The organism is Nocardioides sp. NPDC057577, from assembly GCF_042801335.1.
In the GTDB taxonomy this organism is placed as follows: domain Bacteria; phylum Actinomycetota; class Actinomycetes; order Propionibacteriales; family Nocardioidaceae; genus Nocardioides.
In genome coordinates this window covers 1-23,605 of record NZ_JBHVGB010000017.1, presented here as the reverse complement: position 1 = coordinate 23,605, position 23,605 = coordinate 1, and the positions used below count along the sequence as shown (strand labels likewise).

25 protein-coding genes, 3 tRNA genes and 2 pseudogenes are annotated in these 23,605 nt (G+C 68.5%); 16 read left to right on the top strand and 14 right to left on the bottom strand.

Annotated elements, in window-relative coordinates; genetic code table 11:
- Positions 1-13 precede the first annotated feature (13 nt).
- Positions 14-493 carry a (2Fe-2S)-binding protein gene (locus ACFU7D_RS05780; RefSeq protein ID WP_378864449.1) on the top strand — a complete coding sequence of 160 codons (480 nt, stop codon included), beginning with the start codon at positions 14-16 and terminating at the stop codon, positions 491-493.
- A gap of 37 nt (positions 494-530) precedes the next feature.
- A complete protein-coding gene (locus ACFU7D_RS05775; RefSeq protein ID WP_378864446.1) occupies positions 531-1,094 on the top strand; it encodes a flavoprotein in 564 nt (187 codons plus the stop codon).
- A 29-nt stretch (positions 1,095-1,123) separates the two neighbouring features.
- Here ACFU7D_RS05775 and ACFU7D_RS05770 read toward each other — a convergent pair whose 3' ends face one another.
- A complete protein-coding gene (locus tag ACFU7D_RS05770) occupies positions 1,124-1,627 on the bottom strand; it encodes a hypothetical protein (protein ID WP_378864443.1) in 504 nt (167 codons plus the stop codon).
- Between the two features lie 234 nt (positions 1,628-1,861).
- Here ACFU7D_RS05770 and ACFU7D_RS05765 point away from each other — a divergent pair.
- Positions 1,862-2,126 (top strand): annotated as a pseudogene (locus ACFU7D_RS05765) (hypothetical protein); the annotation flags it as partial.
- A 47-nt stretch (positions 2,127-2,173) separates the two neighbouring features.
- On the opposite strand, the gene ACFU7D_RS05760 reads toward ACFU7D_RS05765, so the two are convergent.
- Positions 2,174-2,683 (bottom strand): DinB family protein, encoded by a 510-nt coding sequence (locus ACFU7D_RS05760; protein ID WP_378864440.1) that lies wholly within the window; start codon positions 2,681-2,683, stop codon positions 2,174-2,176.
- Between the two features lie 102 nt (positions 2,684-2,785).
- Between ACFU7D_RS05760 and ACFU7D_RS05755 the strand changes: the two are divergent.
- Both ACFU7D_RS05755 and ACFU7D_RS05750 read left to right on the top strand, forming a co-directional pair.
- Positions 2,786-3,034 (top strand): annotated as a pseudogene (locus ACFU7D_RS05755) (transposase); the annotation flags it as partial.
- The gene (locus tag ACFU7D_RS05750; RefSeq protein ID WP_378864538.1) at positions 2,988-3,539 is read left to right on the top strand and encodes a tyrosine-type recombinase/integrase; all 552 of its coding nucleotides are present in this window, start codon (positions 2,988-2,990) and stop codon (positions 3,537-3,539) included. The pseudogene ACFU7D_RS05755 and the gene ACFU7D_RS05750, both read left to right, overlap by 47 nt.
- A 51-nt stretch (positions 3,540-3,590) precedes the next feature.
- On the opposite strand, the gene ACFU7D_RS05745 is transcribed toward ACFU7D_RS05750, so the two are convergent.
- The 3 genes from ACFU7D_RS05745 to ACFU7D_RS05735 form a co-directional block, all read right to left on the bottom strand.
- A tRNA-Val gene (locus ACFU7D_RS05745) sits at positions 3,591-3,665 on the bottom strand.
- 34 nt (positions 3,666-3,699) lie between these two features.
- A tRNA-Cys gene (locus ACFU7D_RS05740) sits at positions 3,700-3,770 on the bottom strand.
- A gap of 35 nt (positions 3,771-3,805) precedes the next feature.
- A tRNA-Gly gene (locus ACFU7D_RS05735) sits at positions 3,806-3,878 on the bottom strand.
- Positions 3,879-4,045: 167 nt separating this feature from the next.
- Between ACFU7D_RS05735 and ACFU7D_RS05730 the strand changes: the two genes are divergently transcribed.
- Positions 4,046-4,867 (top strand): aminotransferase class IV, encoded by an 822-nt coding sequence (locus ACFU7D_RS05730; RefSeq protein ID WP_378864438.1) that lies wholly within the window; start codon positions 4,046-4,048, stop codon positions 4,865-4,867.
- A 115-nt stretch (positions 4,868-4,982) separates the two neighbouring features.
- On the opposite strand, the gene ACFU7D_RS05725 is transcribed toward ACFU7D_RS05730, so the two are convergent.
- The 7 genes from ACFU7D_RS05725 to ACFU7D_RS05695 all read right to left on the bottom strand — a co-directional run bounded on the left by ACFU7D_RS05725 (position 4,983) and on the right by ACFU7D_RS05695 (position 11,958).
- Positions 4,983-6,275 carry an OFA family MFS transporter gene (locus ACFU7D_RS05725; RefSeq protein WP_378864435.1) on the bottom strand — a complete coding sequence of 431 codons (1,293 nt, stop codon included), beginning with the start codon at positions 6,273-6,275 and terminating at the stop codon, positions 4,983-4,985.
- Positions 6,276-6,536: 261 nt separating this feature from the next.
- On the bottom strand, positions 6,537-6,974 hold the full coding sequence (locus tag ACFU7D_RS05720) for an SsgA family sporulation/cell division regulator (RefSeq protein ID WP_378864432.1): 438 nt from the start codon (positions 6,972-6,974) through the stop codon (positions 6,537-6,539).
- A gap of 101 nt (positions 6,975-7,075) precedes the next feature.
- A complete protein-coding gene (locus tag ACFU7D_RS05715) occupies positions 7,076-7,984 on the bottom strand; it encodes a 5'-3' exonuclease H3TH domain-containing protein (RefSeq protein ID WP_378864535.1) in 909 nt (302 codons plus the stop codon).
- 24 nt (positions 7,985-8,008) lie between these two features.
- Positions 8,009-8,821 (bottom strand): ABC transporter permease, encoded by an 813-nt coding sequence (locus ACFU7D_RS05710; protein ID WP_378864429.1) that lies wholly within the window; start codon positions 8,819-8,821, stop codon positions 8,009-8,011.
- Complete coding sequence (locus ACFU7D_RS05705; protein ID WP_378864426.1) at positions 8,818-9,672, bottom strand: ABC transporter permease; 855 nt, start codon at positions 9,670-9,672, stop codon at positions 8,818-8,820. Before ACFU7D_RS05705 ends, ACFU7D_RS05710 begins: the two co-directional genes overlap by 4 nt.
- A gap of 2 nt (positions 9,673-9,674) precedes the next feature.
- The gene (locus tag ACFU7D_RS05700) at positions 9,675-10,862 is read right to left on the bottom strand and encodes an ABC transporter substrate-binding protein (RefSeq protein ID WP_378864423.1); all 1,188 of its coding nucleotides are present in this window, start codon (positions 10,860-10,862) and stop codon (positions 9,675-9,677) included.
- A gap of 25 nt (positions 10,863-10,887) precedes the next feature.
- Entirely contained in the window at positions 10,888-11,958 is a 1,071-nt protein-coding gene (locus ACFU7D_RS05695; RefSeq protein ID WP_378726997.1) for an ABC transporter ATP-binding protein, read from the bottom strand.
- Between the two features lie 86 nt (positions 11,959-12,044).
- Here ACFU7D_RS05695 and ACFU7D_RS05690 point away from each other — a divergent pair, with 86 nt between their 5' ends.
- The 3 genes from ACFU7D_RS05690 to ACFU7D_RS05680 all read left to right on the top strand — a co-directional run bounded on the left by ACFU7D_RS05690 (position 12,045) and on the right by ACFU7D_RS05680 (position 14,040).
- Positions 12,045-12,785: a FadR/GntR family transcriptional regulator gene (locus ACFU7D_RS05690; protein WP_378726999.1), complete on the top strand. Its 741-nt coding sequence runs from the start codon at positions 12,045-12,047 to the stop codon at positions 12,783-12,785.
- Positions 12,782-13,483, top strand: a complete 702-nt coding sequence (locus ACFU7D_RS05685; protein WP_378864420.1) for a cache domain-containing protein — start codon at positions 12,782-12,784, stop codon at positions 13,481-13,483. Before ACFU7D_RS05690 ends, ACFU7D_RS05685 begins: the two co-directional genes overlap by 4 nt.
- A 113-nt stretch (positions 13,484-13,596) precedes the next feature.
- Complete coding sequence (locus ACFU7D_RS05680; protein ID WP_378727021.1) at positions 13,597-14,040, top strand: Lrp/AsnC family transcriptional regulator; 444 nt, start codon at positions 13,597-13,599, stop codon at positions 14,038-14,040.
- 19 nt (positions 14,041-14,059) lie between these two features.
- Here the strand turns inward: ACFU7D_RS05680 and ACFU7D_RS05675 are convergent, their stop codons facing one another.
- Positions 14,060-14,956, bottom strand: coding sequence for a universal stress protein (locus tag ACFU7D_RS05675; RefSeq protein ID WP_378864417.1), 897 nt, complete (start codon positions 14,954-14,956; stop codon positions 14,060-14,062).
- Positions 14,957-15,079: 123 nt separating this feature from the next.
- Positions 15,080-16,456: a KamA family radical SAM protein gene (locus ACFU7D_RS05670; RefSeq protein WP_378727006.1), complete on the bottom strand. Its 1,377-nt coding sequence runs from the start codon at positions 16,454-16,456 to the stop codon at positions 15,080-15,082.
- Positions 16,457-16,565: 109 nt separating this feature from the next.
- Here ACFU7D_RS05670 and ACFU7D_RS05665 point away from each other — a divergent pair, with 109 nt between their 5' ends.
- The 7 genes from ACFU7D_RS05665 (at position 16,566) to ACFU7D_RS05635 (ending at position 23,602) form a co-directional block, all read left to right on the top strand.
- A complete protein-coding gene (locus ACFU7D_RS05665; RefSeq protein WP_378864410.1) occupies positions 16,566-17,612 on the top strand; it encodes an L-erythro-3,5-diaminohexanoate dehydrogenase in 1,047 nt (348 codons plus the stop codon).
- On the top strand, positions 17,609-19,177 hold the full coding sequence (locus tag ACFU7D_RS05660) for an amidohydrolase (RefSeq protein WP_378864407.1): 1,569 nt from the start codon (positions 17,609-17,611) through the stop codon (positions 19,175-19,177). The genes ACFU7D_RS05665 and ACFU7D_RS05660 overlap by 4 nt, the downstream gene beginning before the upstream one ends.
- The gene (locus tag ACFU7D_RS05655) at positions 19,174-20,742 is read left to right on the top strand and encodes a lysine 5,6-aminomutase subunit alpha (RefSeq protein ID WP_378727012.1); all 1,569 of its coding nucleotides are present in this window, start codon (positions 19,174-19,176) and stop codon (positions 20,740-20,742) included. Before ACFU7D_RS05660 ends, ACFU7D_RS05655 begins: the two co-directional genes overlap by 4 nt.
- Complete coding sequence (locus ACFU7D_RS05650) at positions 20,739-21,479, top strand: OAM dimerization domain-containing protein (protein ID WP_378727014.1); 741 nt, start codon at positions 20,739-20,741, stop codon at positions 21,477-21,479. The genes ACFU7D_RS05655 and ACFU7D_RS05650 overlap by 4 nt, the downstream gene beginning before the upstream one ends.
- Positions 21,476-21,874 carry a hotdog domain-containing protein gene (locus ACFU7D_RS05645; protein ID WP_378864403.1) on the top strand — a complete coding sequence of 133 codons (399 nt, stop codon included), beginning with the start codon at positions 21,476-21,478 and terminating at the stop codon, positions 21,872-21,874. The genes ACFU7D_RS05650 and ACFU7D_RS05645 overlap by 4 nt, the downstream gene beginning before the upstream one ends.
- A 499-nt stretch (positions 21,875-22,373) precedes the next feature.
- Entirely contained in the window at positions 22,374-23,126 is a 753-nt protein-coding gene (locus ACFU7D_RS05640) for a polyprenol monophosphomannose synthase (protein WP_378864532.1), read from the top strand.
- Entirely contained in the window at positions 23,123-23,602 is a 480-nt protein-coding gene (locus ACFU7D_RS05635; protein ID WP_378727017.1) for an FxsA family protein, read from the top strand. Before ACFU7D_RS05640 ends, ACFU7D_RS05635 begins: the two co-directional genes overlap by 4 nt.
- Positions 23,603-23,605 lie beyond the last annotated feature (3 nt).

The following is a 23,605-nucleotide window of genomic DNA, read 5'->3' as shown; positions in this document are numbered from 1 at the left end:
AAAGGGATCGCTCATGCCCAACTACACCTTCAAGCTCAACGGGGAGAAGGTCACGGTCGACGTCGAGGACAGCGAGCGCCTGCTGTGGGTGCTGCGCGACGTCCTCGGTGTGCGTGGCCCCAAGTACGGCTGCGGCATCAACGTCTGCAAGGCCTGTACGTCCCACATCAACGGCAAGGCGTTCAACCCCTGCGCCACCCCGATCAGTGCCCTCGACGAGGACGACGAGATCACCACGATCGAGGGTCTGGCCGGCTCCGTCGGCAAGGAGCTGCACCCCATGCAGGAGGCCTGGCTCGATGTCGACGTCGCCCAGTGCGGCTATTGCCAGCCCGGCCAGATCATGGCTGCGGTCGCGACCGTCAACAAGGCGCAGGCCGAAGGCCGCTCGGTCACCGACGCCGACATCGACGAGATCCGCAACATCTGCCGCTGCGGCACCTACGTGCGGATCCGGGAGGCGATCAAGGCCGGCGCCGGCAAGATGGACTGACCCCTCGGCCCCGATCCTCGTCCCGTACGCTCGCGGGGTGGCCATCGTCGGAGTCATCGCCTGTGCTGCTGGTGGTGTGGAGCAACTCTGCGACGAGCTGGTCACCCCGTTGGTGGATGCCGGCCATTCGGTGCCGGTGACCCTGACGCCGACGGCGTTCAGCTGGCTCAGCGCGAACGGCGAGGCCGCCCGGATCGCGGCGCTGACTGGGTTCCCCGTGCGGGGACCGAGCCGCCTCCCGTGGGAGCCACGCACGCACCCGGAGCGGCTCGACGCCATCGTCGTCGCCCCCGCGACGTTCAACACCACTGCCAAGATCGCCCTGGGCCTGGCCGACAACCAGGCCCTCACCGTCGTCACCGAGTGCCTCACGACGGTCCCTGTCGTGCTCTTCCCGCTCATCAACGCCGCCCACGCCGAGCACCCCGCCTGGCCGGCCCACATGGCCGCCCTACGCCGCGCCGGCGTCGACCTCATCGAGGGCCCCGACCTCTGGCCCCTCCACCCGCCCCGTCAGCTGCCACCCGACCAGAAACTGCCCTGGGGCGCGATCGTCGAGGCCACCCGGCGGTCGGTGGCTTCCGGCATGTCACCGTCCTAGGACAGCTACGGTGCCTGCCGCAGTACCTCCTACCGGTGATGGGCGTATCGCCTGGTCTTGTCGAGGAGTTCCTCGGCGAGCTTCCGAGTGGCCGCATGGTCGCTCACAGCGGTCTCGAGCAGAGTCCAGTGATTCGGGGTGCCGACGTCGTGAACCGCCACCGCTGTCGATGAGAAGGAGTTGTGAATCGATGTCGCGAGGCCACGAGCGGTGTCGGATACCGCAACATCAGGATGACCTGAAGCCAGAACTTGTAGCTGTAGACGAAGCTCTCCCTGTCGCCACTCGAGGTCACGAAGCTCCTGACTCCGAAGGTCAGGATCTGCTGTTTGTCCAGCGAGGCGTCGCGGATCAGCGATGCCGAGATAGTCGAGGACGGCACCTACCACGGCTCCATCCCGTTGCTGTTGCTCCTGCCGTCGACTGCGCGCCTGCGAACGTAGCGACATCCATGTGCTGAGCCACGATCCGGCGAAGCCTCCGGCTCCACCGACGACGGCAACTGTGAGCGCGAACCAGGCAGAGTCTGTCATCGGGAGTCCTCCTTCACCCGACTCGAAGACAAGTCGCTATTCGCGTACGCGACAAGATCGAACGCTAGGCGGCGGCCCTCATCAGGAAACCGCTGCGTCGACGATGTCCCCTGAATTGGATACAGGCGTTGAGCGGTGGGTTCTCGGGGTTGTTGACGGCCGACGAACGTTGGTTTTCGTGCCGTATCCAGTCCCGCGTACGTCGCGCCGGCCATGAAATCGAATCGGCCCCCGATCTGCGTTTCCGCTGATCAGGGGCCGGCCCGGTCGAGGTCTCCCGAGGATGGGGGTGACTATCTCGGGCTCGAAGTGCTCGGGCAGCGGTTGGAGCCCGATCGGGCGATTCTCCGGTGCCGGGTTGTCGAGCCTGACAGATGGTGTCGTCGCTGCGGATGCCAGGGCGCGGCCAGGGACACGGTGGTCCGGCGGTTGGCGCAGGAGCCGTTCGGTTGGCGGCCCACGGTGTTGGAGGTCAGCCTCCGCCGATACCGTTGTGACGCCGCCTCCGACGACCCGGAACGCGGACCGACGGCGCGCCGCGAGCCGTCAGTCGCCGACGCTGCCGTCGATCATCTCGCGCAGGATGTCCGCGTGGCCCGCGTGCCGGGCGGTCTCCACGATCACGTGCAGGTACATCCACGTCAGCTCCCTGCCCCGCGGTGTGGTGACGGCGTGGTCGAGGCTGTGCTGGGCGGCGATCTCGCGGGAGCGGTCGCACGCCGCCTGGTAGGCGGCGATGACGTCGTCGAGCTTCTCGTTCGGCTCCAGCCGCAGGTCGGCCTCCGGGTCTGCGTCGGTCCACGGCGGCGTGGGCAGCTCCGCGGCGGGGATCTGCCCGATCTGCTGGGCGAACCCGCCCAGTTCCACCCACCGCAGGTGTTTGATCAGGCCGCCGAGGTTGGTGCCGGTCGGCACCGGGCTGCTCCGGGCGTCCTCCTCCGACACCCCGCGGGCCTTGCGCACGACGGCGTCGCGCAGGTAATCCAGGTATGTCTCGAGTTGTTCGCGCTCGCTGGCGGCGAGCACGCTGCCGAGGATCTCACCGGGTCTAGTCATGGCCGGAACGTAGCACGCGGGCCGACCCTCGCACCGCGGCTATTTTTGGGCTCTTCGCAGTCGCAATTGAGGGTGTAGTCCGGTCGGCGCGTCGGTGGCCGGGTAGGGGTCGAAGCCACCTGGGGCATCTCCCAGCGCATGATCGCCGCCTACCGTGAGCCCGACCGAACCCGGGGCCGCGAGCTGATGAGGCAGTTGATCGAGTCGATCAGTCGAGGCGTCCCCAGCCCGTTCAGCGAGATCATCACGCTCGGGCGCATCTTGACCAAGCGCGCCGCCGACGTGCTCGCCTACTTCGACCGGCCTGGCACATCCAACGGCCCCACCGAAGCGATCAACGGCCGCCTCGAATCGAGAGGGAGGTGAGACCAAGACCCGCAAGTCCAAGCGAACTCTTGCGCTTCCGAGGCAGGTGGCCGCCGTGCTCCATGAGCACCGGGTGAGGCACGTCAGTTGGAAGCGGCTCGCCGGATCCGACTGGGTCGAGAACGACCACGTGTTCACGACGACTGTCGGCACAGCGTTGGACGCCGCGAACGTTCGTCGCAGCTTCCGCCGCGCGCTGGCAAAGGTCGAGGGGATCGAGCCGAAGGAATGGACCCCGCGCGAGCTGCGGCACTCGTTCGTCTCGCTGATCTCCGAGTACGGGGTATCGGTCGAGGAGATCGCCCGCCTGGTTGGTCACACCGGAGGGAGCAAGGTCACCGAACTGATCTACCATCACGAGCTACGGCCGGTGATGGAAACCGGCGCTCAGGCGATGGACGCGGTATTCGGCAAGTCGGATCAGGAAGATCGTCACGAAGCCAGTCAGGCACTTTGTCAGGCACCGTCGAACGCTCATTCGAATGAATGAAATCAAACCGGCCCCTGATCTGCGTTTCTGCAGTTCAGGGGCCGGTTCCCGTGGTGGACGATACTGGGTTTGAACCAGTGACCTCTTCCGTGTCAAGGAAGCGCGCTACCGCTGCGCCAATCGTCCGGGGTTGTTCAGTTTATATCAGGGTGGTGCTTCGAGGTGGGTACGGGATTTGAACCCGTGTACACGGATTTGCAGTCCGTTGCCTCGCCTCTCGGCCAACCCACCGCTGGAGGCAATGCCTCCGGTGGAGACCTACTCCGAGCGGACGACGAGGCTCGAACTCGCGACCTCAACCTTGGCAAGGTTGCGCTCTACCAACTGAGCTACGTCCGCTTGTGCTTCCGGCCCGGTTTCCCGTGCCCTTGGCGACGAGAAGAACATTAACGGAGCCGCTGTCGGGGGACAAATCGGGGGTCACCTTCGTGTCATTCACCAGCAGCCTCATCAGTCCCATCGGCGAGCATTCCGGCCCCTGACCAGGGACGTCTTAGAGTTGCCGCATGCGCGCGTGGATCGATGGTCAGCTTCTCGACAACCCGGCCGCCCCGGCGGTCTCCATCAAAGACCACGGTCTGGTGGTCGGCGACGGCGTCTTCGAGACGCTCAAGGTGATCGAGGACCAGCCGTTCGCGCTCGCCCTCCACCTCGACCGCCTGGAGCGGTCGGCAACCGGCCTCGGCCTGCCCGCCCTCGACCGCGGGCTCATCACCAAGGGTGTCGAGGCCGTGCTGGGCGCGGCCCCGACGGCGTACGGGCGTCTTCGGATCACCGTCACGGGCGGGCCGGCGCCGTTCGGCTCCGGTCGCGTGGACGTCGCGCCGACGGTCATCATCGGCCTCGAGGACGCCGCCCCCAACCCGGACGAGACCAAGGTCGTCAGCGTGCCGTGGCGTCGCAACGAGCACGGCGCGACGACCGGCCTGAAGACGACGTCGTACGCCGAGAACGTCATCGCCCTGGCCGAGGCCCGCAAGCACGGGGCCAGCGAGGCGATCTTCGCCAACACCGTGGGCGACCTGTGCGAGGGCACGGGCAGCAACGTCTTCTACGTGCTCGACGGCACGCTCAAGACCCCGACGCTCTCCAGCGGCCCGCTGGCCGGGATCACCCGTGCCCTGGTGCTGGAGTGGTTCGGTGCGGAGGAGACCGACGAGCCGCTGGACGAGGTCGAGGAGTACGCCACGGAGGCCTTCCTCACCTCCAGCCTGCGCGACGTCCAGGCCGTGACCGAGTGGGGCGCGCGCACGCTCCCGCACGGCCCGGTCACCCGGGCGGCGCAGGAGGCGTGGCGTACGAACGAGCCGAGCCTTCTCGGCCTCTGAACAGACCTCGGCAGAGCTCAGCCCGTGAAGAGCTGCGCCGCACGGCGCAGCGTCTCGATGACGCCGTAGGCCAGCGGGATCCCGACCAGGGCCCAGGCACCTGCGATTCTGGCCTTCATGCCGCACTCCTCTCGGTCTCGGTGGAGTCGGCGGACGTCGGCTCGTGGAACCGGTCAGGCACCTGGTGCACCAGGAGGTTGGCGATGAAGCCGACCGCGAGGACGCCGACCATGGTCAGCAGCGCCGGCCGGTAGGCGGCCGCGGTGAGCGTGCCGGGTTCACCCTGCGCGTCGAGGAAGGCGTTGATGATGAGCGGTCCGGCGATACCGGCAGCCGACCAGGCGGTCAGCAGCCGGCCATGGATGGCGCCGACCTGGAAGGTACCGAAGAGGTCGCGCAGGTAGGCGGGAACGGTCGCGAAGCCGCCACCGTAGAAGGACAGGATCACGACGGCGAGCAGCACGAACAGCGCCATCGAGGTGTCCCCGATGGTCGCCAGCAGGAGATAGAGCACCAGGCCGACCCCGAGATACATCATGTAGATCGGCTTGCGACCGATGACGTCGGAGGTCGAGGACCAGATGAACCGGCCGCTCATGTTGGCGATCGAGAGCAGCCCGACGAAGCCGCCTGCGGCGACCGCGCTGACCGTGGAGACTCCGTCGGTGCGGAAGAAGTCCTGGATCATCGGGGCCGCCTGCTCGAGGATGCCGATGCCTGCGGTGACGTTGCAGAAGAGGACGATCCACACCAGCCAGAAGGACCGGGTCCTGATCGCGTTGTTGGCCGAGACGCTGGCCGTGGTGACGAGCTTCTTCTGCTTCACGCTGGCCGGGTCCCAGCCCGCCGGCGTCCAGCCCTCGGGTGGGACGCGGACGGTGGCCGCGCCGAAGGACATGAAGATCAGGTAGACCACGCCGAGGGTCACGAAGAGCATCATCACCGCGTGGCCGTCGGGAACGGTGCTGGCGTCACCGGTGTAGGACGGGTCGTAGAGCTCCAGCAGCCGACCGCTGAGCGGGCTGGCGATCATCGCGCCGCCACCGAAGCCCATGATTGCCATGCCCGTGGCCAGGCCCGGCCGGTCCGGGAACCATTTGATCAGCGTGGAGACGGGGGAGATGTAGCCGATCCCGAGTCCGATGCCGCCGATGACGCCGTAGCCGAGGTAGACCAGCCAGAGCTGGCCGGTGCCGATGCCGACTGCGCCGATGAAGAAGCCGGACGACCAGAAGATCGCGGCTGCGGTCATCGCGGCACGCGGTCCGTTGCGGTCGACCCAGGTGCCCATCACCGCGGCGGAGAGGCCGAGCATCACGATCGCGATCGAGAAGATCACCCCGATCGCGGTCTGGCTCGCGTCGAAGTGCTCGACCAGGGCGGTCTTGTAGACGCTGGTGGCGTACACCTGGCCGATACAGAGATGGACGGCGAGGGCGGCGGGTGGGATCAGCCAGCGACTGAAGCCGGGACCGGCCACCGTTCGCTCGCGAGAAAGGAAAGCTGGCAGCACTGTGACCTCCGAGGGGTGCGGGTGACGCACATCACTACCACAGTTGATGTGGCAACGGCGAGGGCTCGCTTCCGGCCAGCAAAAGGCACGAACCCTCCAGCCCCGGGAATCCGGGACGGGAGGGTTCGTGAACGAATGAGCAGGCGGGCGGAGTGCCTACTCAGCGTCGAACGAGCTGCCCAGCAGATCTGCGATCAGCGCATCGAGATCGAGGTGCTGGCTCTCGGAGCCGACCGGAACGGCCGAGAAGGACTTGCCGAGGAACATCTGCACCTCGCGCGAGTCGGCGGTCGCGATCAGGCGGCCGTCGGGGGAGCTGAAGTCGAAGACCGCGACGGCCTTGGCGTCCTCGTCGATGCTGGGATAGATCTTCACGTCGCCCTCACCGGCGGGGGCGGCCAGCCCCTGCAGCATCAGCGTGCGGGACACGACCCACTCGACGTCGCCCGTGCCGGAGTGGAAGGTCAGGCTCACTGCGTACGGGTCGCTCTCGCGGTAGCCGAGGGTCGTCGGCACGTCCACCGTGCGGCCCCACGGGTCGAGGCAGGAGATCTTGATGTCTTGCTGCACTGCCGGGTGCTTGATGTCGCTCATTCGTCCGCTCCTTGTTCGTGGTCTTGCCAAGGAGACGGAGACGTACGCGGCAGATGATGCCGTTTCTACGAACTTTCTGAATCGAGTTGTGGAGACCTGTGTCACACCCGCGCGAGCGCGGCTTCTAGGCGGGCGACGGGGGAGGCGAGGTTGTAGGTCGCGGCCAGCTCGTGGAGGCGTTCCGGGTCGGCCGGAGCGCCGGGCAGAGCGGTGCCGCTGCGGTCCAGCGGGATGTCCCGGGCGACCGCCACGACCTTCGGTGCGACCGCCAGATACGGGGCCGCGTCGATGAACTTCTGCCGTTGAGCCTTGGTGATCGGGGTGGCCGGGTCGGCGACCGCGCCGATGATCCCCTCCAGGTCCCCGTACTGCTCGAGGAGCTTGGCGGCCGTCTTCTCGCCGACGCCCTTCACCCCCGGCAGCCCGTCGGAGGTGTCACCACGCATCGTGGCGAAGTCGGCGTACTGCGCGGCACTGATGCCGTACTTGGCGAGCACCCACTTCTCGTCGACCAGATCCGGGTCGCTCACGCCCCGGGTCGGGTAGAGGATGCGTACGCCGGCAGCGTCATCGACGAGCTGGAACAGGTCGCGGTCGCCGGTGACGACGTCGACCGGCATCCCCGCGCCGGTCGCGAGGGTGCCGATCACGTCGTCGGCCTCGTAGCCGTCGGCGCCGATGACGCAGATCCCGGCCGCGGCGAGCACCTCGCGGATGATCGGCACCTGCACCTGCAGCGGATCCGGGACCTCCTCGACGTCGGGGGCGGTCTCGACCTCTTCCACCACCCGGTGCGCCTTGTAGGAGGGGATCAGGTCGACCCGCCACTGCGGTCGCCAGTCGTTGTCCCAGCAGCACACCAGGTCGGTGGGGGAGTAGTCGTTGACCAGCCGGGTGATGAACTCCAGCAGGCCGCGCACGGCGTTGACCGGAGTGCCGTCCTCGGCTCGGATGTCGGGCACGCCGAAGAAGGCGCGGAAGTAGAGCGAGGCGGTGTCCAGCAGGAGCATTCGAGGTTCGGCCACGGGTGAAGCCTAATGAATCGCCCTCGTCGTGTCGGTCGGGTCGGACGAAAGTCGCTGGGCGAGCCAGATCGGCGCGACCGAGACGACGATCATGACGACCGCGACCACGTTGACGATCGGCGCCTGACCGGGCCGGAACAGGTTGGTCAGGATCCAGACCGGCAGGGTGGTGACACCGGGGCCGGCGGCGAACGTCGTCACGATGATCTCGTCGAAGCTGAGCGCGAACGCCAGCAGCCCGCCGGCCAGCAGCGCCGATCGCAGCTGGGGGAGTGTGACCAGCCGGAACGTGGTCCACATCCCCGCACCCAGGTCGGCCGAGGCCTCCTCGAGGTTGCCGCCCATCCGCCCCAACCGCGCCTGCACGTTGTTGAAGACGGTCACGATGCAGAAGGTCGCGTGGGCCACCACGAGGGTGAAGAACCCCAGACGTACGCCGAGGATCGAGGAGAACGCGTTGGACAGCGCGATCCCGGTGACGATGCCGGGGAGGGCGATCGGGAGCACCACCAGCAGGTTCACGGACTGCTTCCCGAAGAAGGAGTAGCGCTGCATCGCCAGGCCGAGCAGCGTGCCGAGGAGGAGAGCCATGGTGGTCGCGCACGCGGCCACCGTCAGTGAGGTGAGGATCGCGTCGTGGGCTCCCGGGTTGACCGCGGCGCGCTGCCACCACTCGGTGGTGAAGCCGCTGGGCGGCCAGGTCAGCGCCTGGGAGGTGTTGAACGAGTTCACCACGACCAGGGCGAGCGGTGCGTAGAGCATGGCGAGCACCAGGCCGGTGAACACGGCAAGCAGGCGCCGCGTCGATCTCGAGATGGTCATAGGTTCTCCAGAGCTCCGGTGCGGCGTACCAACGCCAGGTAGATCATGATCACGAAGATCGGGATCAGTGCGATCGCGGCGGCCAGCGGCAGGTTGGACCCCGAGTTGATGAAGACGAGGTTGCCGAGCATCTGGTTCGCGCCGCCGACGATGTTGACCGTGATGTAGTCGCCCATGGTCAGCGAGAACGCGAAGATCGAGCCCGCGACCAGGCCCGGGACCACCAGCGGCAGCACCACCGTGCGAAACGTCAGCGCCGGCCGGGCACCGAGGTCGCCGGCGGCGTCGAGCAGCGAGTCCGGGACACGTTCGTAGGCTGCGTAGACCGGCAGGACGACGTACGGGAGCCAGATGTACGCCTGGGTGAGCACGATCGCGGTGAGGCCGAATCCCGGCGTGCCGAGACCGACCAGGCCGCCGGCCCAGTCCAGCAGGCCGCCGTTGGACAGCAGCGAGCGCCAGGCGAGCGCCTTGACCAGGTAGGACGCCCACAGCGGCATCAGGAAGGCGATCACCAGCAGATGGCGAGAGCGCCGCGAGGCGACCTTGGCCATGTAGAAGCCGACCGGGAGCGCGATCAGGCAGTCGATGAGCGTCACCAGGAGGGCCACCCCGATGGTGCGCAGGGTGACGGTCCGGTAGAGCGCCTGGCCGGTGATCTCGCGGATGTTGTCGAGGGTGAAGGTGCGCTCGAGCTCGTTGGTGAAGGAGTCGATGGTCCAGAAGGCCGTCACCAGCAACGCGGCGAGTGCGACGACGTAGACGAGCACCAGCCAGGTGAGGGGTGCGGCCAGCAGGAGGCCGAGGCGGATCCCCGGCCTCCTGCTGAGCGTGCTGCTGACAGAGGTCAAGGTCAGCCCTTGATCTCTGCCCAGGCCTTGGTCCAGTCCTGGTAGTCGGTGCACTTCACGTCGGTCCGGCCGTCGAGGCACTTCTCGATCGGCGTGTTCCAGAACCAGATCTGCTTGGCGTACTCCTCATCGCCGGCGTGGAAGGTCTCGCAGTGACCCTCGGAGGCGAACTCGCAGGCCTTGTCCGAGTTGGGCGCCTCACCGAAGTACTCCGTCGCCTGGGCGTTGACCTCCGGGTCGGCGATGTGGTTGAGCCAGGCGTACGCGCAGTTGGGCGATTTCGCCTCCGAGGAGATCATCCAGGTGTCGTTCCACCCGGTCGCTCCCTCGGAGGGGAGGATCGCCTCGACCGGGGCCTTCTTCGGGTCGATCAGGTTGGCGATCACCTGCCAGGTGGTGCCGACCACGGTGTCGCCGGTCTCGAACGAGGCCTGCGTCTTGGTGTAGTCGGACCAGTACTCACCGACGGAGGCCCGCTGGGTCTTGAGCAGGTCGACGGCAGCGGCGAGCTGCTTCTCGTCGAGCGAGTAGGGGTTCTCGATCCCCAGGTCCGGCTGGTGCGCCATCAGGTAGACCGCGGCGTCGGCGATGTAGATCGGCGAGTCGTACGCGGTGACCTGGCCCTTGTGCTTCGGCGCGTCCTCGAAGACCGCCTTCCACGAGGTCGGAGCAGGGGTCACGTCGTCGGTGTTGTACATCAGCAGGTTGGCGCCGTAGCCGTGCGGGATGCCGTAGTTCTTGCCGTCCACGGTGTTCCACTCGCGGTCCTTGAGGAAGTCGTAGATGCCCTCGTAGTTCGGGATCAGGTCGGTGTTGACCTCGGCCGCCTCACCCGCCGCGATCATGCGCAGGGTGAGGTCGCCGGAGGCGGCCACGACGTCGTACTCGCCCGACTTGGTCAGGTTGAAGGCCTCGTCGGAGGTGCCGTAGACCTTCGTGGTGACCTGACAGCCGGTCTCCTCCTCGAAGCTGGAGACCCAGTCGACCGAGGGGTCGGTGGAGCCGTCCTCGACATAGCCGGGCCAGGCCAGGATCGAGACCTCGCCCTCGTTCTCGCCGAGCTCCTCGACCGCGCCGGTCGAGGAGTCGCCGCTGTCACCGCCGCAGGCACTCAGCGTGATCAGGGACAGGGCCGCGAGAGCGCCGCCGATGGTGCGCCTGGCGGCGTGTGTGGTTGGGATGTTTCGCATGGTCAACCTCTCTGGTTGTGTTGGCTCATCGGTGTTGCACGGCACGGGACGAATCGGTGCCCAGGGGGACCAGGTCGCCCGGCGACCAGGAGGCGACCACGCGGTCGCCCCGAGACTCTGGTTCGGCGGCATCCGGGTGCAGCGAGCCACGGCTCTGCTCGAGGGCCACCAGCCTGGTGCCGTCCTCGAGCTCGATGTGGACCCGATGCCCGGTGCCGATGTAGATGGACTCGGTGATCACCCCGGCGGCGGTCATCGCGCCGACCGGGGCGCCGGCGGTCTCCGGAGACAGCAGGATCTTCTCGGGCCGCAGCGCGAACGCGCCGTCCATCTTCAGCATCCGCTTCGACGCCTGCTCGTCGAAGACGTTCGAGGTGCCGACGAAGTCGGCGACGTACTGCGAGGTGGGCCGCTCGTAGATCTCCTTCGGCGTGCCCAGCTGCACGATCTGGCCGCTGTCGAAGACCGCGATCCGGTCGCTGAGGGTGAGCGCCTCCTCCTGGTCGTGGGTGACGAAGACGAAGGTGATCCCCAGCTCGCGCTGGATCTGCTTGAGCTCGACCTGCATCTGCTCGCGGAGCTTGAGGTCGAGCGCGCCGAGCGGCTCGTCGAGGAGGAGCACCCGAGGGCGTACGACGATGGCGCGGGCGAGCGCCACCCGCTGTCGCTGGCCGCCGGAGAGCTCGGTCGGCTTCCGGTTCGCGACGTGGCCGAGTCGCACCATCTCCAGGGCCTCGCGTGCCCGGGAGCTGCGCTCGGCCTTCGGGACGCCACGCACACGCAGCCCGTACGCGACGTTCTCGAGCACGTTGAAGTGCGGGAAGAGGGCGTAGTCCTGGAAGACGGTGGTGACGTCGCGGTCGAAGGGTGCCAGTGCGGTGACGTCCTCGCTGCCGAGGCGGATGGTGCCGGAGTCGGCGTGCTCGAAGCCGGCGATCAGGCGCAGCACCGTCGTCTTCCCGGAGCCGGACGGCCCGAGCATGGAGAAGAACTCACCATCGCCGATGGTCAGGTCGAGGGCGTCGACAGCCATCACGTCGCCGTAGGCCTTGGTCACGGCTTCGAGCTGGATCTGCGGAGATTCGGTCGGTCCCATTGCTGAATCATATGGAACCAGATCTTAGATTTTAAAGGGTATCTGCGTAAGTTCTTTGTAAACCCACTCGAAGGAGGAGCCCGATCGTGGCCAACGCCCGTGCGACGACCTCGCGCGCCAGGTCGGCGATCTTCGCGCCGATCGGCGACGAAGGCAGAGCCGTACGTGTCGAGAACCGGCTGGCGGAGGCGATCCGCTCGGGCGTGCTCGCCGACGGTGACCGGCTCCCGAGCGAGCTCGAGCTCGCCCAGATGCTGGGCGTGGCGACGGTGACCGCCCGGGAGGCCCTGGTCTCGCTGCGGGCACAGGGCCTGGTGGTGACGACCCGCGGTCGCGGGGGTGGCTCCTTCGTGCGCGCTCCCGATCCCGGCGACGTCGTGAAGGGGCGGCTGGCGACCATGTCGCGCGTGGAGCTGCGCGACCGGGCCAGTCTCTATCAGGTGGTGCTGACCGGCTGTGCCGAGCTCGCGGCCGAACGAGCGGCCCCCGACGAGGTCGAGGACCTCCAGGACCTGCTGATCCCGCTTGCTGGCGACGACGTCGGCAGGTGGCGCGACGCCGAGAGCGAGCTCTATCTCTCGGTGGCGGCGCTGACCCAGTCGGCGCGGCTCACCCGGGAGGTGGTGCGACAGGAGGCCGACTTCGGTACGTTGCTGCGAGTGCCGCTGAGCGAGTCCGACTTCCGTCTGGCCGCCGCCGCGCGGCATCGGGCGCTCGTCGCCGCGCTGGAGGCGGGAGACGTCGCCGCGGCGCGGGGGAGCGTACGCGACCACGTGACCCACGCCGTTGAACGTCTGACCGAGATCCATGAGGTGGTACGACCATGAACATCGATGTGTCGGCCGCCTGTGCCGCCCGGATCGAGCAGCACTTCGGTTCCATCCTCACCGAGCTCGAGCGGGTGCGCGCCGAGGTCGGTGCCCTCTTCGCCGCGGGAGCGGTCACCACGGACGCGTTGATCGCGCAGGTCGAGAAGGGCACGCTGGCCTTCCTCCAGGACCCGAACCTGCTGGGCAGTGGGTTCGTCGTCGCGCCGGACACGCTCACCGACCGGCGGCTCTACCTGGCCTGGTGGCAGGGCCCGGGCCGGGACTTCCTCGGCGAGGCCGAGGTGCCCGCGACGGGGGAAGCCATCGACTACACGCGTCAGCCGTGGTTCCGGGTGCCGGAGCGCACCGGCGAGCTCTACGTCGCCGGTCCCTACGTCGACTTCATCTGCGCCGACGAGTACGTCCTGACGACCACGCTGCCGGTCTACGCGGGCGGCCGGATGGTCGGTGTCGCGGGCGCCGACACCTTGGTCGAGACCCTGGAGACGATGCTGCTGCCCGGCCTGCGCGAGGTCGGCGCGACGTTGGTCAACTCCCACGGCCGGGTCATCGTCTCCGCCGACCCGCACCTGGCCACCGGCGAGGCGCTGAACCCCGTCCCCGATGAGGCCCGTGCCGGGCGGCTGCTGTCGGTGGTCCGGCGCTCTGCGGGCGGTCCTGGCGAGCAGATGACACTCGCCGGCTGGCCTTCCTGAGGCTCTCCGCTCCGACGGCGTGGCCGGAAATCTTTCGACATCAACTAGTTTTCTGGACGTTGCGGCGGAGATATTGCTGTTGTGGGTACGCTGTCGCCGTGACTGCACCTGAGATCGAGGCCACCGACCGTAAAATCCTCCAGCTTCTTGCGGAGGACGGCCGGATGTCCTACACGGACCTGGGCAAGGCGACCGGTCTGTCGACCTCTGCGGTGCACCAGCGCGTCAAGCGGCTCGAGCAGCGTGGCCTCATCACCGGCTACGGCGCCACCGTCAACTACGCCGCGATCGGCGTGCCGTTGACCGCGTTCGTCGCGGTGCAGCCGATGGACCCCTCGCAGCCCGACGACACCCCCGAGCGCGTCGCGGACCTCAACGAGGTCGAGGCCTGCTGGTCCATCGCAGGCGTCGAGTCCTACATGCTCAAGGTGCGCGTCGCCACGCCCGAGGCGCTCGAGGAGCTGCTCGGCCGGATCCGCTCGGTCGCCAACGTGTCCACGCGCACCACGATCGCGATGTACACCTACTACGAGCACCGCCCCACCATGACGCACTGAGACCGGCGACCAGCGCCGGTCAGTCCTGGTCTTCGGCGACCTCTGGAGCGTCCACGATCACGACCGGGCGGTCCGCGCCGTGGAGCACCCCCCGGCTGGTCGACCCGAGGAAGAGACGCCGCAGGAATCCCTTGCCGTGCGAGCCGACGACGATCAGCTGGGCGTCGGTCGCGTTCGCGAGGATCGCAGCCGAGGGCCGGCCGGTCGCGATGACCGACTCGACGGGGACGGTCGTGTGGCCGTTGTCGGAGGCCCGATCGACGCTCCGCTGTGCGATCTCGGCGGCCTCGGCCTCGAGGTGCGCCTCGACGCGGGCGACGATCTCACTGTCGGACGGAATGAGTGCGGTGGCCAGGTCGGTGACCGTCACCGCGCGTACGCTCGTCTTTCGCAGCGCAGCCTCGGTCAAGGCGTACCTGAGCGCGACATCGCCGAATTCGGAGCCGTCGACGCCGACGACGACGGGGCCGTCGGTCGGGATCGGGTTGTGCTCCCCGATGACCACGACCGGGCAGGGCGCGTGGGTGGCGAGGTGGTTGCTGACCGAGCCCAGCACGGCGCTGCGGGCAGCCCCGAGCCCGCGGCGCCCGACGACGATCATGTCCTCAGCAGTCGCGACCGCGGCGATGGTGGGCGCGGTCGACCCCATCTGGACGTGCTGGGTGCAGGTCACGCCAGGAGCCACCTCCTTGACATGGGCGGCCGCCGCAGCGACCAGCTCCTCGCCGTACGCGCCGAACCACTCCAGCGGTGAGTCTCCCGGGGTGTAGCCGTAGAACTCCACGGCGGGGGGCACGGAGTACGCATTCACCAAGGCCAGCGACGCACGACCGAGCTCCGCGCGCGCGATCGCCCAGTCGAGCGCTGCCGCGCTCTGCTCCGAGCCATCGATACCGACCACGATCCGTCCAACCATCAGAACCCTCCCGCGACATGCCGAGCACCCCCTGGTCACTACCGGCTCGGCCTTTACTGCGACTCTCGCACACGCGGCGGGTGTTTTCCCGGAGTCCGCGAACGACGGCGTGCGGGTTTGCTCTCAGGCGTGCGTACGCCACCACTCCTGGCCCGACTCGGGCAGGGTGTGGATCGGGTCGTAGTACTCGTAGGTCCTGGTCAGCGCCTCGGAGTCCGACGCCTCGATCGAGGTGCGGTAGTTCTTGGTCCAGTAGGAGATGCCGCGCTCGGTGTCGTAGTCGGCGATCTGGTGGACCCAGCGCTTGCCGACGAAAGGTACGTCGCAGACGATGCGCGGGGTGGCGAACCCGGGCAGATAACCCATGATGTCGTGCTGCATCCGCTGCGCGTCGGCGACCGAGACCCGCCAGTGCTCGCTGAACGGGATCATGTCGCACATGTAGAAGTAGTAGGGCATGATCTGCGCGCCGTCGAGCAGGCGGAAGCTCAGGTCGAGCAGGCTGTGGCTGTCGGCGTTGACGCCGGCGAGCAGCACTCCCTGGTTGCGCACGTCGCGTACGCCGGCCGCCAGCAGCGCCTTGGACGCCTCGGCGACCAGAGGAGTGACCGAGTTGGCGTGGTTGGCGTGGGTGTGGATCGCCAGGGAGACACCGCGCTCGCGGGCGATGGTGGTCACCCGGTTCATCCCCTCCAGGAGCGGCTCCTGGAGCCAGTGCTGGGGGAGACCGATCAGGCCCTTGGTGGCCAGTCGGATGTCACGGATGTTGTCGATCGCCATCAGCTTGGTGAGGAAGTCCTCCAGCCGCGGCCAGGGCAGGTTGGCCACGTCGCCGCCGGAGACCACCACGTCGCGCACCTGCGGGGTGTTGCGGAGGTATTCGAGCATCGCCTCGTGGCGGTCGACGGGCTTGCCGGTGAGCTTGAGCTTGTCGATGACCGGGGTCGAGTTGCCGACCAGGTCCATCCGGGTGCAGTGCCCGCAGTATTGCGGGCAGGTGGAGAGCAGCTCGGCGAGCACCTTGGTCGGGTAGCGGTGGGTCAGACCTTCGGCGACCCACATGTCGTGCTCGTGCAGCGAGTCGCGGCTCGCCTGCGGGTGTGAGGGCCAGTCGGTGCGGCGGTCGGAGAAGACCGGGATCATGTAGTGCCGGATCGGGTCCGCGTAGAAGGCCGCGGTGAACTCCTCGCCGGCCGAGGCGCCGGCGGGAACCATCGTGTTGACCATCTGCGGCGGCACCAGCATCGACATCGTCGCCCGCTCGGCCATGTCGCGCTCGAGGTCGGCGTAGAACCGCTCGTCGAGAAGATCGCCCATCAGGGCGCGCATCTGGCGAACGTTCTTGATGCAGTTGACGCGCTGCCACTGCACGTCGCGCCACTGCTCCTCGGTGATGTCGGCCCACCCCGGGAACCGGGTCCAGTCGGGCTCGACCAGCTCGACGCGCTGGTAGGCGTAGGGCTGTCCGTCTCGGGTCGTGGGCTCGATGGTTGCCGTCATGTTCTCCACCATAGCGGGAGATCCTCCGGTAGTTGCAAGCCTAGGCCGCAATTCTTCCATCGACCGCTGATAGGGTCCGCCATGAGACGAACGCAAGGAGGCGTACGACGTGACCACTTCTGACCCGACAGGCCTGCACCGGGTGCTCGATGAGCCGGTGGGCGGCTCGTTGCCGCTGCCTCAGGCAGCCCGGAGGCTCGACACCCGAAGGACCATCTGGCCCGACGAGGTGCGGATCCGGGTGGAGCGGCTGAACCTGGACGCCGCCTCGTTCCGGCAGCTGGAGTCCGCACACGCCGGCGACGGAGAGGCCGTACGCCGCGAGGTTCTCGACATCGTCGCCGACCGCGGCAAGATGCAGAACCCGGTGACCGGGTCGGGCGGCATGCTCGTCGGTGTCGTCGAGGAGGTCGGCCCGGAGTCGCCCCTCGGGCTGAAGGTCGGGGACAAGGTCGCGACGCTGGTGTCGCTGACGCTGACGCCGCTGGTGATCGAGGACGGCCTCGCGCGTTGGACCGGAGAGGACGAGCAGGTGCCGTGCGACGGCTACGCCATCCTGTTCGGCCGTTCGATCGCCGCTGTCCTCCCCGACGATCTCGCTCCGGAGCTCGCGCTCTCGGTGATGGACGTGTGCGGCGCCCCGGCGCTGACCCGGCGGGTCGTCTCGGAGCGCTATGCGGGTGGTGTGGTCGCCGTGATCGGTGGCGGCGGCAAGTCCGGCTCGCTGTCGTTGGCCGCGGCCCGGGACGCGGGTGCCGGTCATCTGATCGGCATCGTCCCGACCGAGGCGGAGGCGTCGCGACTTCGTGAGGCAGACCTCGCAGACGAGGTCGTCGTCGCCGACGCGCGCAACCCGGTGGCGCTGCGCGACGCCGTCACCAAGGCCGGCGGTCCCGCCGACGTCACCGTGGTCTGCGTCGACGTGCCCGGCTGCGAAGGCGGCGCCATCCTCGGCACCGCCGACCGGGGCACCGTCATCTTCTTCTCGATGGCGACCTCGTTCTCCGCCGCCGCGCTCGGCGCCGAGGGCCTCGCCGCCGACGTCACGATGCTCGTCGGCAACGGCTACGTGCCCGGGCATGCCGCCTACGCGCTGGATCTTCTCCGGGCGAACCCGGGCGTCCGGACGCTCTTCGAGGGCAGACTGGCGCCGTGACCTGCATCATGCTGCGCAACGGTGTGATCCACACCGGCCTGGCCACGGGCGGACCTGTCTCGGCGATGGCCGTCGAGGACGGGCGCATCGTCTGGACCGGCACCGACCCCACTGCATTCACGCGAGCAGGCTTCGCGGTTCCCGACGAGGTGGTCGACCTCGGCGGGCGGCTGGTCACGCCTGCCTTCGTCGACAGTCATGTCCACGTCGTCGAGACCGGGGAGCAGATCCTCGGCCTCGACCTCGTCGGCACGCCCAGCCGGGACGCGGTGCTCGAGAAGGTCGCCGCGTACGTCACGGGCATCGGCCCCGACGCCCTGGTCATCGCCCAGGGCTGGGACGAGACGCTCTGGCCCGACCCGACCCTGCCCACAGCGGCTGAGCTCGACCGCGTCTCGGGCGGGCGCAAGGTCTATCTCAACCGCATCGACGGCCATTCCGCGGTGGTGTCCAGCGCGCTGATGACCGAGGTGCCCGGGATCACCGGGCTCGCGGGCTGGACGCCGGACGGGCGTGTGGAGCGGGAGGCGTTGCGTGCGCTGCTGCCGCTGCTGGCCGACCTCACCCCCGCCGGCGATGCCCAGCGCGGTGCGCGTGCGGCGTTGCGGAATATGGCCAGCCTGGGCATCGGTGCCTTCCACGACAACGCGGGGCCCGACATCGGCCCCGAGTCGGACCTGACCGCCGTCCAGTCCGAAGCCGCGGCGGCCGGCCTGCACGGCACCTACTACTGGGGCGCCCACCTCGGCTTCGGCGACCTGGACCGTCTCGACGACCTCTCCGGTCTTGCCGGCGACCTCAGCGCGGACGGCTCGATCGGGTCCCGGAGCGCAGCCATGACCAGCGACTATGCCGACCTGGCCGGTCACCGTGGCCACGCCTACCTCGCGCCGGAGCAGATAGCCGAGCACATCATCGGCTGCACCCGGCGCGGCGTACAGGCAGGCTTCCACTGCATCGGCGACCAGGCGATCGACAACATCGCCCGGGCGTTCCGGCTCGCCGCCCGAGCGCTCGGCCCCGACGCGGTGAGAGCCCGTCGCCACCGGCTCGAGCACTGCGAGCTGCCCTCGCCGGCCGCGATCGAGACCTTCGCCGACCTGGGCGTGGTCGCGAGCGTGCAGCCGATGTTCGACGGTCTGTGGGGTGGCCCCGACCGGATGTACGCCGCCCGGCTGGGGGAGCGCTGGCAGGAGATGAACCCGTTCCGGACCCTGCTCGACGCCGGCGTACGCCTCGCCTTCGGCTCCGACTCGCCGGTCACGCCGCTGGACCCGTGGGCGGCATTGCACGCGGCCGTTCACCACCGCACGCCCGGCCAGGGCATCACCCCGGCCGAGGCGTTCGCCGCCCACACCGCCGACGGCTGGTACGCGGCCGGCATCGACGACGCCGGCACGCTGGCCGTGGGTCAGCGGGCGACGTACGCCGTGTGGGACCGCACCGCGTTCCCCGACCTGGCCGCACCCGACGTCGCCGACGTCATCACTTCCTGCCTGCAGACCGTCGTCGACGGCAGGACCGTATTCGAGAAGGACCGATCCGAGAAGGAGGGTGTCCGGTGAGACTGGATCTGGACCCACGCACGATCGCCCACGCCCGCGCACTGGCCGCGAAGGTCGGCGACCCGATCGTCGAGATGGCCACCAAGCACACCACCGTCGCCGTCGAGCGGGCCACGCTGCGGCTGGCAGGGCTCGCCGGCGCCGACCCGGACGGCACCCCGTGGGTCAACCACCTGGTCGACGCGGTGCGCGCCGACATCGGGCTGGAGCACGGGGTCGCGCTGCCGGTCTGGCAGGCCCTGGCCGGCCACGGCAACGACCTCTCGCGCCTCGCCGAGGAGGCCGCCGCCGGCCAGGTCACCTTCCGCCTGCCCGAAGGCGCCGAGGCCGAGCTGGCCGCCAAGCACGCCCGCGAGGCGGTCGGTGCCGGCATCGCCCGGCTCGATGCCAGCCGGGTGGCGCGCGAGCGAATGATCGCCGAGATCGGCGACGCGCCCCGCAAGCCGTGGATCTATCTGATCGTGGCCACCGGTGACATCTACGAGGACATCCCGCAGGCGCAGGCGGCCGCACGCGAGGGCGCCGACATCATCGCGGTGATCCGCTCGACCGGCCAGTCGCTCCTCGACTACGTGCCCGAAGGCGCCACCCGAGAGGGGTTCGCCGGGACGTACGCGACCCAGGAGAACTTCCGGCTGATGCGGGCCGCGCTCGACGAGACCTCCCGCGAGCTCGGCCGCTACGTCCGGCTCACCAACTACGCGAGCGGGCTGTGCATGCCCGAGATCGCCGCGCTGGCAGGCATGGAGCGTCTCGACATGATGCTCAACGACTCGATGTACGGGATCCTGTTCCGCGACATCAACCCGGTGCGTACGTTCGTCGACCAGCGGCTCTCGCGCCAGATCCACGCGCGGGCGGGGATCATCATCAACACCGGCGAGGACAACTACCTCACCACCGCTGACGCGGTCGAGGCGGCGCACACGGTGACCACCTCGCAGCTGCTCAACGAGTACTTCGCCAAGGAGGCCGGCCTCGAGGACTGGCAGCTGGGTCTGGGCCACGCCTTCGAGATCAACCCCGATGTGCCGGACTCGTTCCGCCTCGAGCTCGCGCACGCGCTGCTGGCGAAGACGATCTTCCCCGACGCCCCGCTGAAGTGGATGCCCCCGACGCGGCACATGACCGGCGACATCTTCAAGGGCTACCTGCTCGACGGGTTCTTCAACCTGGCCGGCGCGATGACCGACCAGGGCATCCTGCTGGTGGGGATGATGACCGAGGCGGTCGTGACGCCATGGATCTCCGACCGCGACCTGGCCCTGCAGAACGTCCGCTACGTCATGGACGCGGCAGGGCGCCTCGGCGAGGACTTCCACCCGGCCCCTGACGGGTTCATCGCCAACCGGGCGCGCGAGGTCCTGGGGGAGTCGATCGACCTGCTCGGGAAGATCATCGACGAACCCAACGGGCTCCTGGACGCGATCGCGGACGGCACCTTCGGCCTGATGAAGCGCCCCGCCGACGCAGGCAAGGGCCTCGAGGGCGTCGCCGAGAAGTCCGAGGCGTACTACAACCCGGCTAGCGCCGAACTCGACAAGCAGAGCCTGGAGGGCAAGTGAGCATCATCCGACCGTACGGCGACACCACCGGCGACGGGATGGTGCAGGTCTCCTTCACGTTGCCGATCAAGCACAGCAAGGTCGCCGACGGCGCCGCGCTGCAGCTGGCCAACAAGATGGGCATGGAGCCGGCGATGGTCGTCCACTCCAAGCCGATGGGCGACGACTTCACCTTCTTCGTCGTCTACGGACAGGTGAAGCACCTCGTCGACACCGACAAGGTGCAGGTCGTCGAGCGTGACTTCCCGCTGCTGACGCCGAAGGAGGCCAACGCGGTGATCAAGGAGACCCTGCGGCGTCCGATGGTCGTCGTCGGCGCCTGCATCGGCACCGACGCCCACACCGTCGGGATCGACGCGATCCTCAACATCAAGGGTTTCGCGGGGGAGAAGGGGCTGGAGTACTACAAGGAGATCGAGGTCGTGAACCTCGGCGCCCAGGTCTCGGTGCCCTCCCTGGTCGAGGCTGCCGTCACCCGGCGCGCCGACGCCGTTCTCGTCTCCCAGGTCGTCACCCAGCGCGACGCGCACCTGCTCAACACCCGCGAGATGTCGGCGGCGTTCCGCGAGGCCTATCCGGCGGGGGAGCGGCCGCTCCTGGTCGCGGGTGGTCCACGATTCGACGAGTCGATGACCACCGAGCTCGGCGTCGACCGCATCTTCGGCCGCGGCACCACCCCCGCCGAGGTCGCCTCGTACCTCGTCCACCGCACCACCGCGAAGGAGCCCGCCGCATGACCCTCCCGAACGCCGGCCCGGAGGTCGGCACCAAGGTCGTCCACCGCCGCTACGTCCCCTACTCCCACGCCCACTACGCCGGGAACCTGGTCGACGGGGCCTACAGCCTGGGTCTCTTCGGCGACGTCGCGACCGAGATGTGCATCCTCACCGACGGTGACGAGGGTCTGTTCGCCTCCTACGACGACGTGCAGTTCAAGGCCCCCGTGCGTGCGGGCGACGTCCTGGAGATCACCTGCGAGCTGATCAAGGCCGGGACCCGGTCGCGGGTGATGGCGTTCGCGGTGTACGTCGTGGCCCGAGGAGCCGCGACCGAGGCCCGTCCGGGGGCCGCTGAGATCCTGGGGGAGCCGCTGCTCGCCACCTCCGCGCGAGGTACTGTCGTCGTTCCCTGAGTGCCGTAACGAGTACGCGAAGACGACACGCCGAGGTTCCTCGCGAATTCTTCACTTTCTCACGCCCGCAAGGCTGTGGCTGACCTGCGAAAACACTTGTTTCCGCAGGTCAGAGCCGTGTTGACTTCCGCAGAGCCATCGGGTGATGGTGTCAGCGTTCGCCCATGCAGAGTTGCGGCCGGCGGACCGGCGCTCGACGAATCGGGTCGGGGGTGTCGAGCCAGGCATGCCTTCGACACGTTTTCGTGGGCGCGGTCAACGGCCGCGAGGGCAACGCGGGAGGGCCGAGGCGCCCTTAGACAACGATCGTCCCCTTGTCTCCAGCAGGGATCGGAACGGCCCGAAGAACGCCTTGGTGCTCCCGCGGCTCTGCTGATTGGCATTCGAGCATGTGACCAACGGCCGGATATCCTGTGATCTCCACCCCCATTCCTTGACAAGGCCGGCGTACGTGACGAACGAGCAGCTTCCACCCTGGACCGAGATCGGCCGGGCGGTGATGGTCATCCCGACCTACAACGAGGCGGACAACCTCGCCTGGATCGTCGGGCGGCTGCGCAAGGCGCAGCCACGCCTCGACGTCCTGGTCGTCGACGACGGCTCACCCGACGGCACCGGCACGATCGCCAACGAGCTGGCCGACAACGACGACCAGATCCACGTGCTGCACCGCACCGAGAAGGCCGGGCTGGGCGCTGCGTACCTGCACGGGTTCGGATGGGCCCTCGAGCAGGGCTACGACGTCGTGGGCGAGATGGACGCCGACGGCTCGCACCAGCCCGAGGAGCTCCACCTGCTGCTGGATGCGCTCACCTCTGCCGACCTGGTGATCGGCGCGCGCTGGGTTCGCGGCGGCTCCGTGGTCAACTGGCCCATGTCACGCCGCCTGCTCTCGGTCGGCGGCAACCTCTACGTCCGGCTCCTGCTCGGCATCGGCGTCCACGACGCCACCGCGGGCTACCGCCTCTTCCGGCGTACGACGCTGGAGAAGCTGCAGCTGAACAGCGTCGAGTCGACCGGCTATGTCTTCCAGACCGAGATGGTGACGCGCACGCTGCGGGCCGGCCTCACCGTCAAGGAGGTCCCGATCCAGTTCATCGAGCGCGTCCGGGGCGAGTCGAAGATGAGCCCCGGGGTCGCCGCCGAGTCGATGCGCCGGGTGACCCGCTGGGGCCTGGCCGAGCGTCGTGACCAGCTGCTTCGGCTGCTGCGTCGCTTCGGGCTGGACCGTCTCGTGGGAGGCCGTCGATGACCACCCGACGCCGCAGGTTCTCCTGGGTGCTGGTGCTCCTGTTCCTGGTGTTGCCGCTGGCCGAGCTGTTCGTGCTCATCCAGGTCGGCCAGGTCATCGGCGTGTGGTGGACGATCCTGCTGCTGATCGCCGATTCGATCTTCGGGGCCTGGCTGATGCGTCGCGAGGGCGCCCGGGCCTGGTCCGCGCTGTCGACGGCCCTGTCCACCGGCAAGCTTCCCTCCAACGAGATCGCCGACGGCGCGCTGATCCTGCTCGGTGGCGCGCTGATGCTCAGCCCCGGATTCGTGACCGACATCTTCGGCATCGTGCTGATCCTGCCGTTCACCCGGCCGTTCTTCCGCCGCATCCTGGCCACGGTCGTGCAGAAGCGCCTCGTCACCGCGGCGATGCCCTCGACCTTCGGTCCCGGGCCCCGGCCCCGTAACGACGACATCGTCACCGGCGAGGTCATCGACAAGGACAACCCGGCCTGAGAT

What these genes read in the sequence shown, in the direction of transcription:
- ACFU7D_RS05760 (WP_378864440.1), bottom strand. Translation starts at nt 2,683, where the DNA reads ATGACTAGACCCGGTGAGATCCTCGGCAGCGTGCTCGCCGCCAGCGAG.
- ACFU7D_RS05685 (WP_378864420.1), top strand. Translation starts at nt 12,782, where the DNA reads ATGAACATCGATGTGTCGGCCGCCTGTGCCGCCCGGATCGAGCAGCAC.
- ACFU7D_RS05670 (WP_378727006.1), bottom strand. Translation starts at nt 16,456, where the DNA reads ATGACGGCAACCATCGAGCCCACGACCCGAGACGGACAGCCCTACGCC.
- ACFU7D_RS05675 (WP_378864417.1), bottom strand. Translation starts at nt 14,956, where the DNA reads ATGGTTGGACGGATCGTGGTCGGTATCGATGGCTCGGAGCAGAGCGCG.
- ACFU7D_RS05720 (WP_378864432.1), bottom strand. Translation starts at nt 6,974, where the DNA reads ATGAGCGACATCAAGCACCCGGCAGTGCAGCAAGACATCAAGATCTCC.
- ACFU7D_RS05695 (WP_378726997.1), bottom strand. Translation starts at nt 11,958, where the DNA reads ATGGGACCGACCGAATCTCCGCAGATCCAGCTCGAAGCCGTGACCAAG.
- ACFU7D_RS05640 (WP_378864532.1), top strand. Translation starts at nt 22,374, where the DNA reads ATGGTCATCCCGACCTACAACGAGGCGGACAACCTCGCCTGGATCGTC.
- ACFU7D_RS05710 (WP_378864429.1), bottom strand. Translation starts at nt 8,821, where the DNA reads ATGACCATCTCGAGATCGACGCGGCGCCTGCTTGCCGTGTTCACCGGC.
- ACFU7D_RS05715 (WP_378864535.1), bottom strand. Translation starts at nt 7,984, where the DNA reads ATGCTCCTGCTGGACACCGCCTCGCTCTACTTCCGCGCCTTCTTCGGC.
- ACFU7D_RS05730 (WP_378864438.1), top strand. Translation starts at nt 4,046, where the DNA reads ATGCGCGCGTGGATCGATGGTCAGCTTCTCGACAACCCGGCCGCCCCG.
- ACFU7D_RS05700 (WP_378864423.1), bottom strand. Translation starts at nt 10,862, where the DNA reads ATGCGAAACATCCCAACCACACACGCCGCCAGGCGCACCATCGGCGGC.
- ACFU7D_RS05770 (WP_378864443.1), bottom strand. Translation starts at nt 1,627, where the DNA reads ATGACAGACTCTGCCTGGTTCGCGCTCACAGTTGCCGTCGTCGGTGGA.
- ACFU7D_RS05780 (WP_378864449.1), top strand. Translation starts at nt 14, where the DNA reads ATGCCCAACTACACCTTCAAGCTCAACGGGGAGAAGGTCACGGTCGAC.
- ACFU7D_RS05645 (WP_378864403.1), top strand. Translation starts at nt 21,476, where the DNA reads ATGACCCTCCCGAACGCCGGCCCGGAGGTCGGCACCAAGGTCGTCCAC.
- ACFU7D_RS05635 (WP_378727017.1), top strand. Translation starts at nt 23,123, where the DNA reads ATGACCACCCGACGCCGCAGGTTCTCCTGGGTGCTGGTGCTCCTGTTC.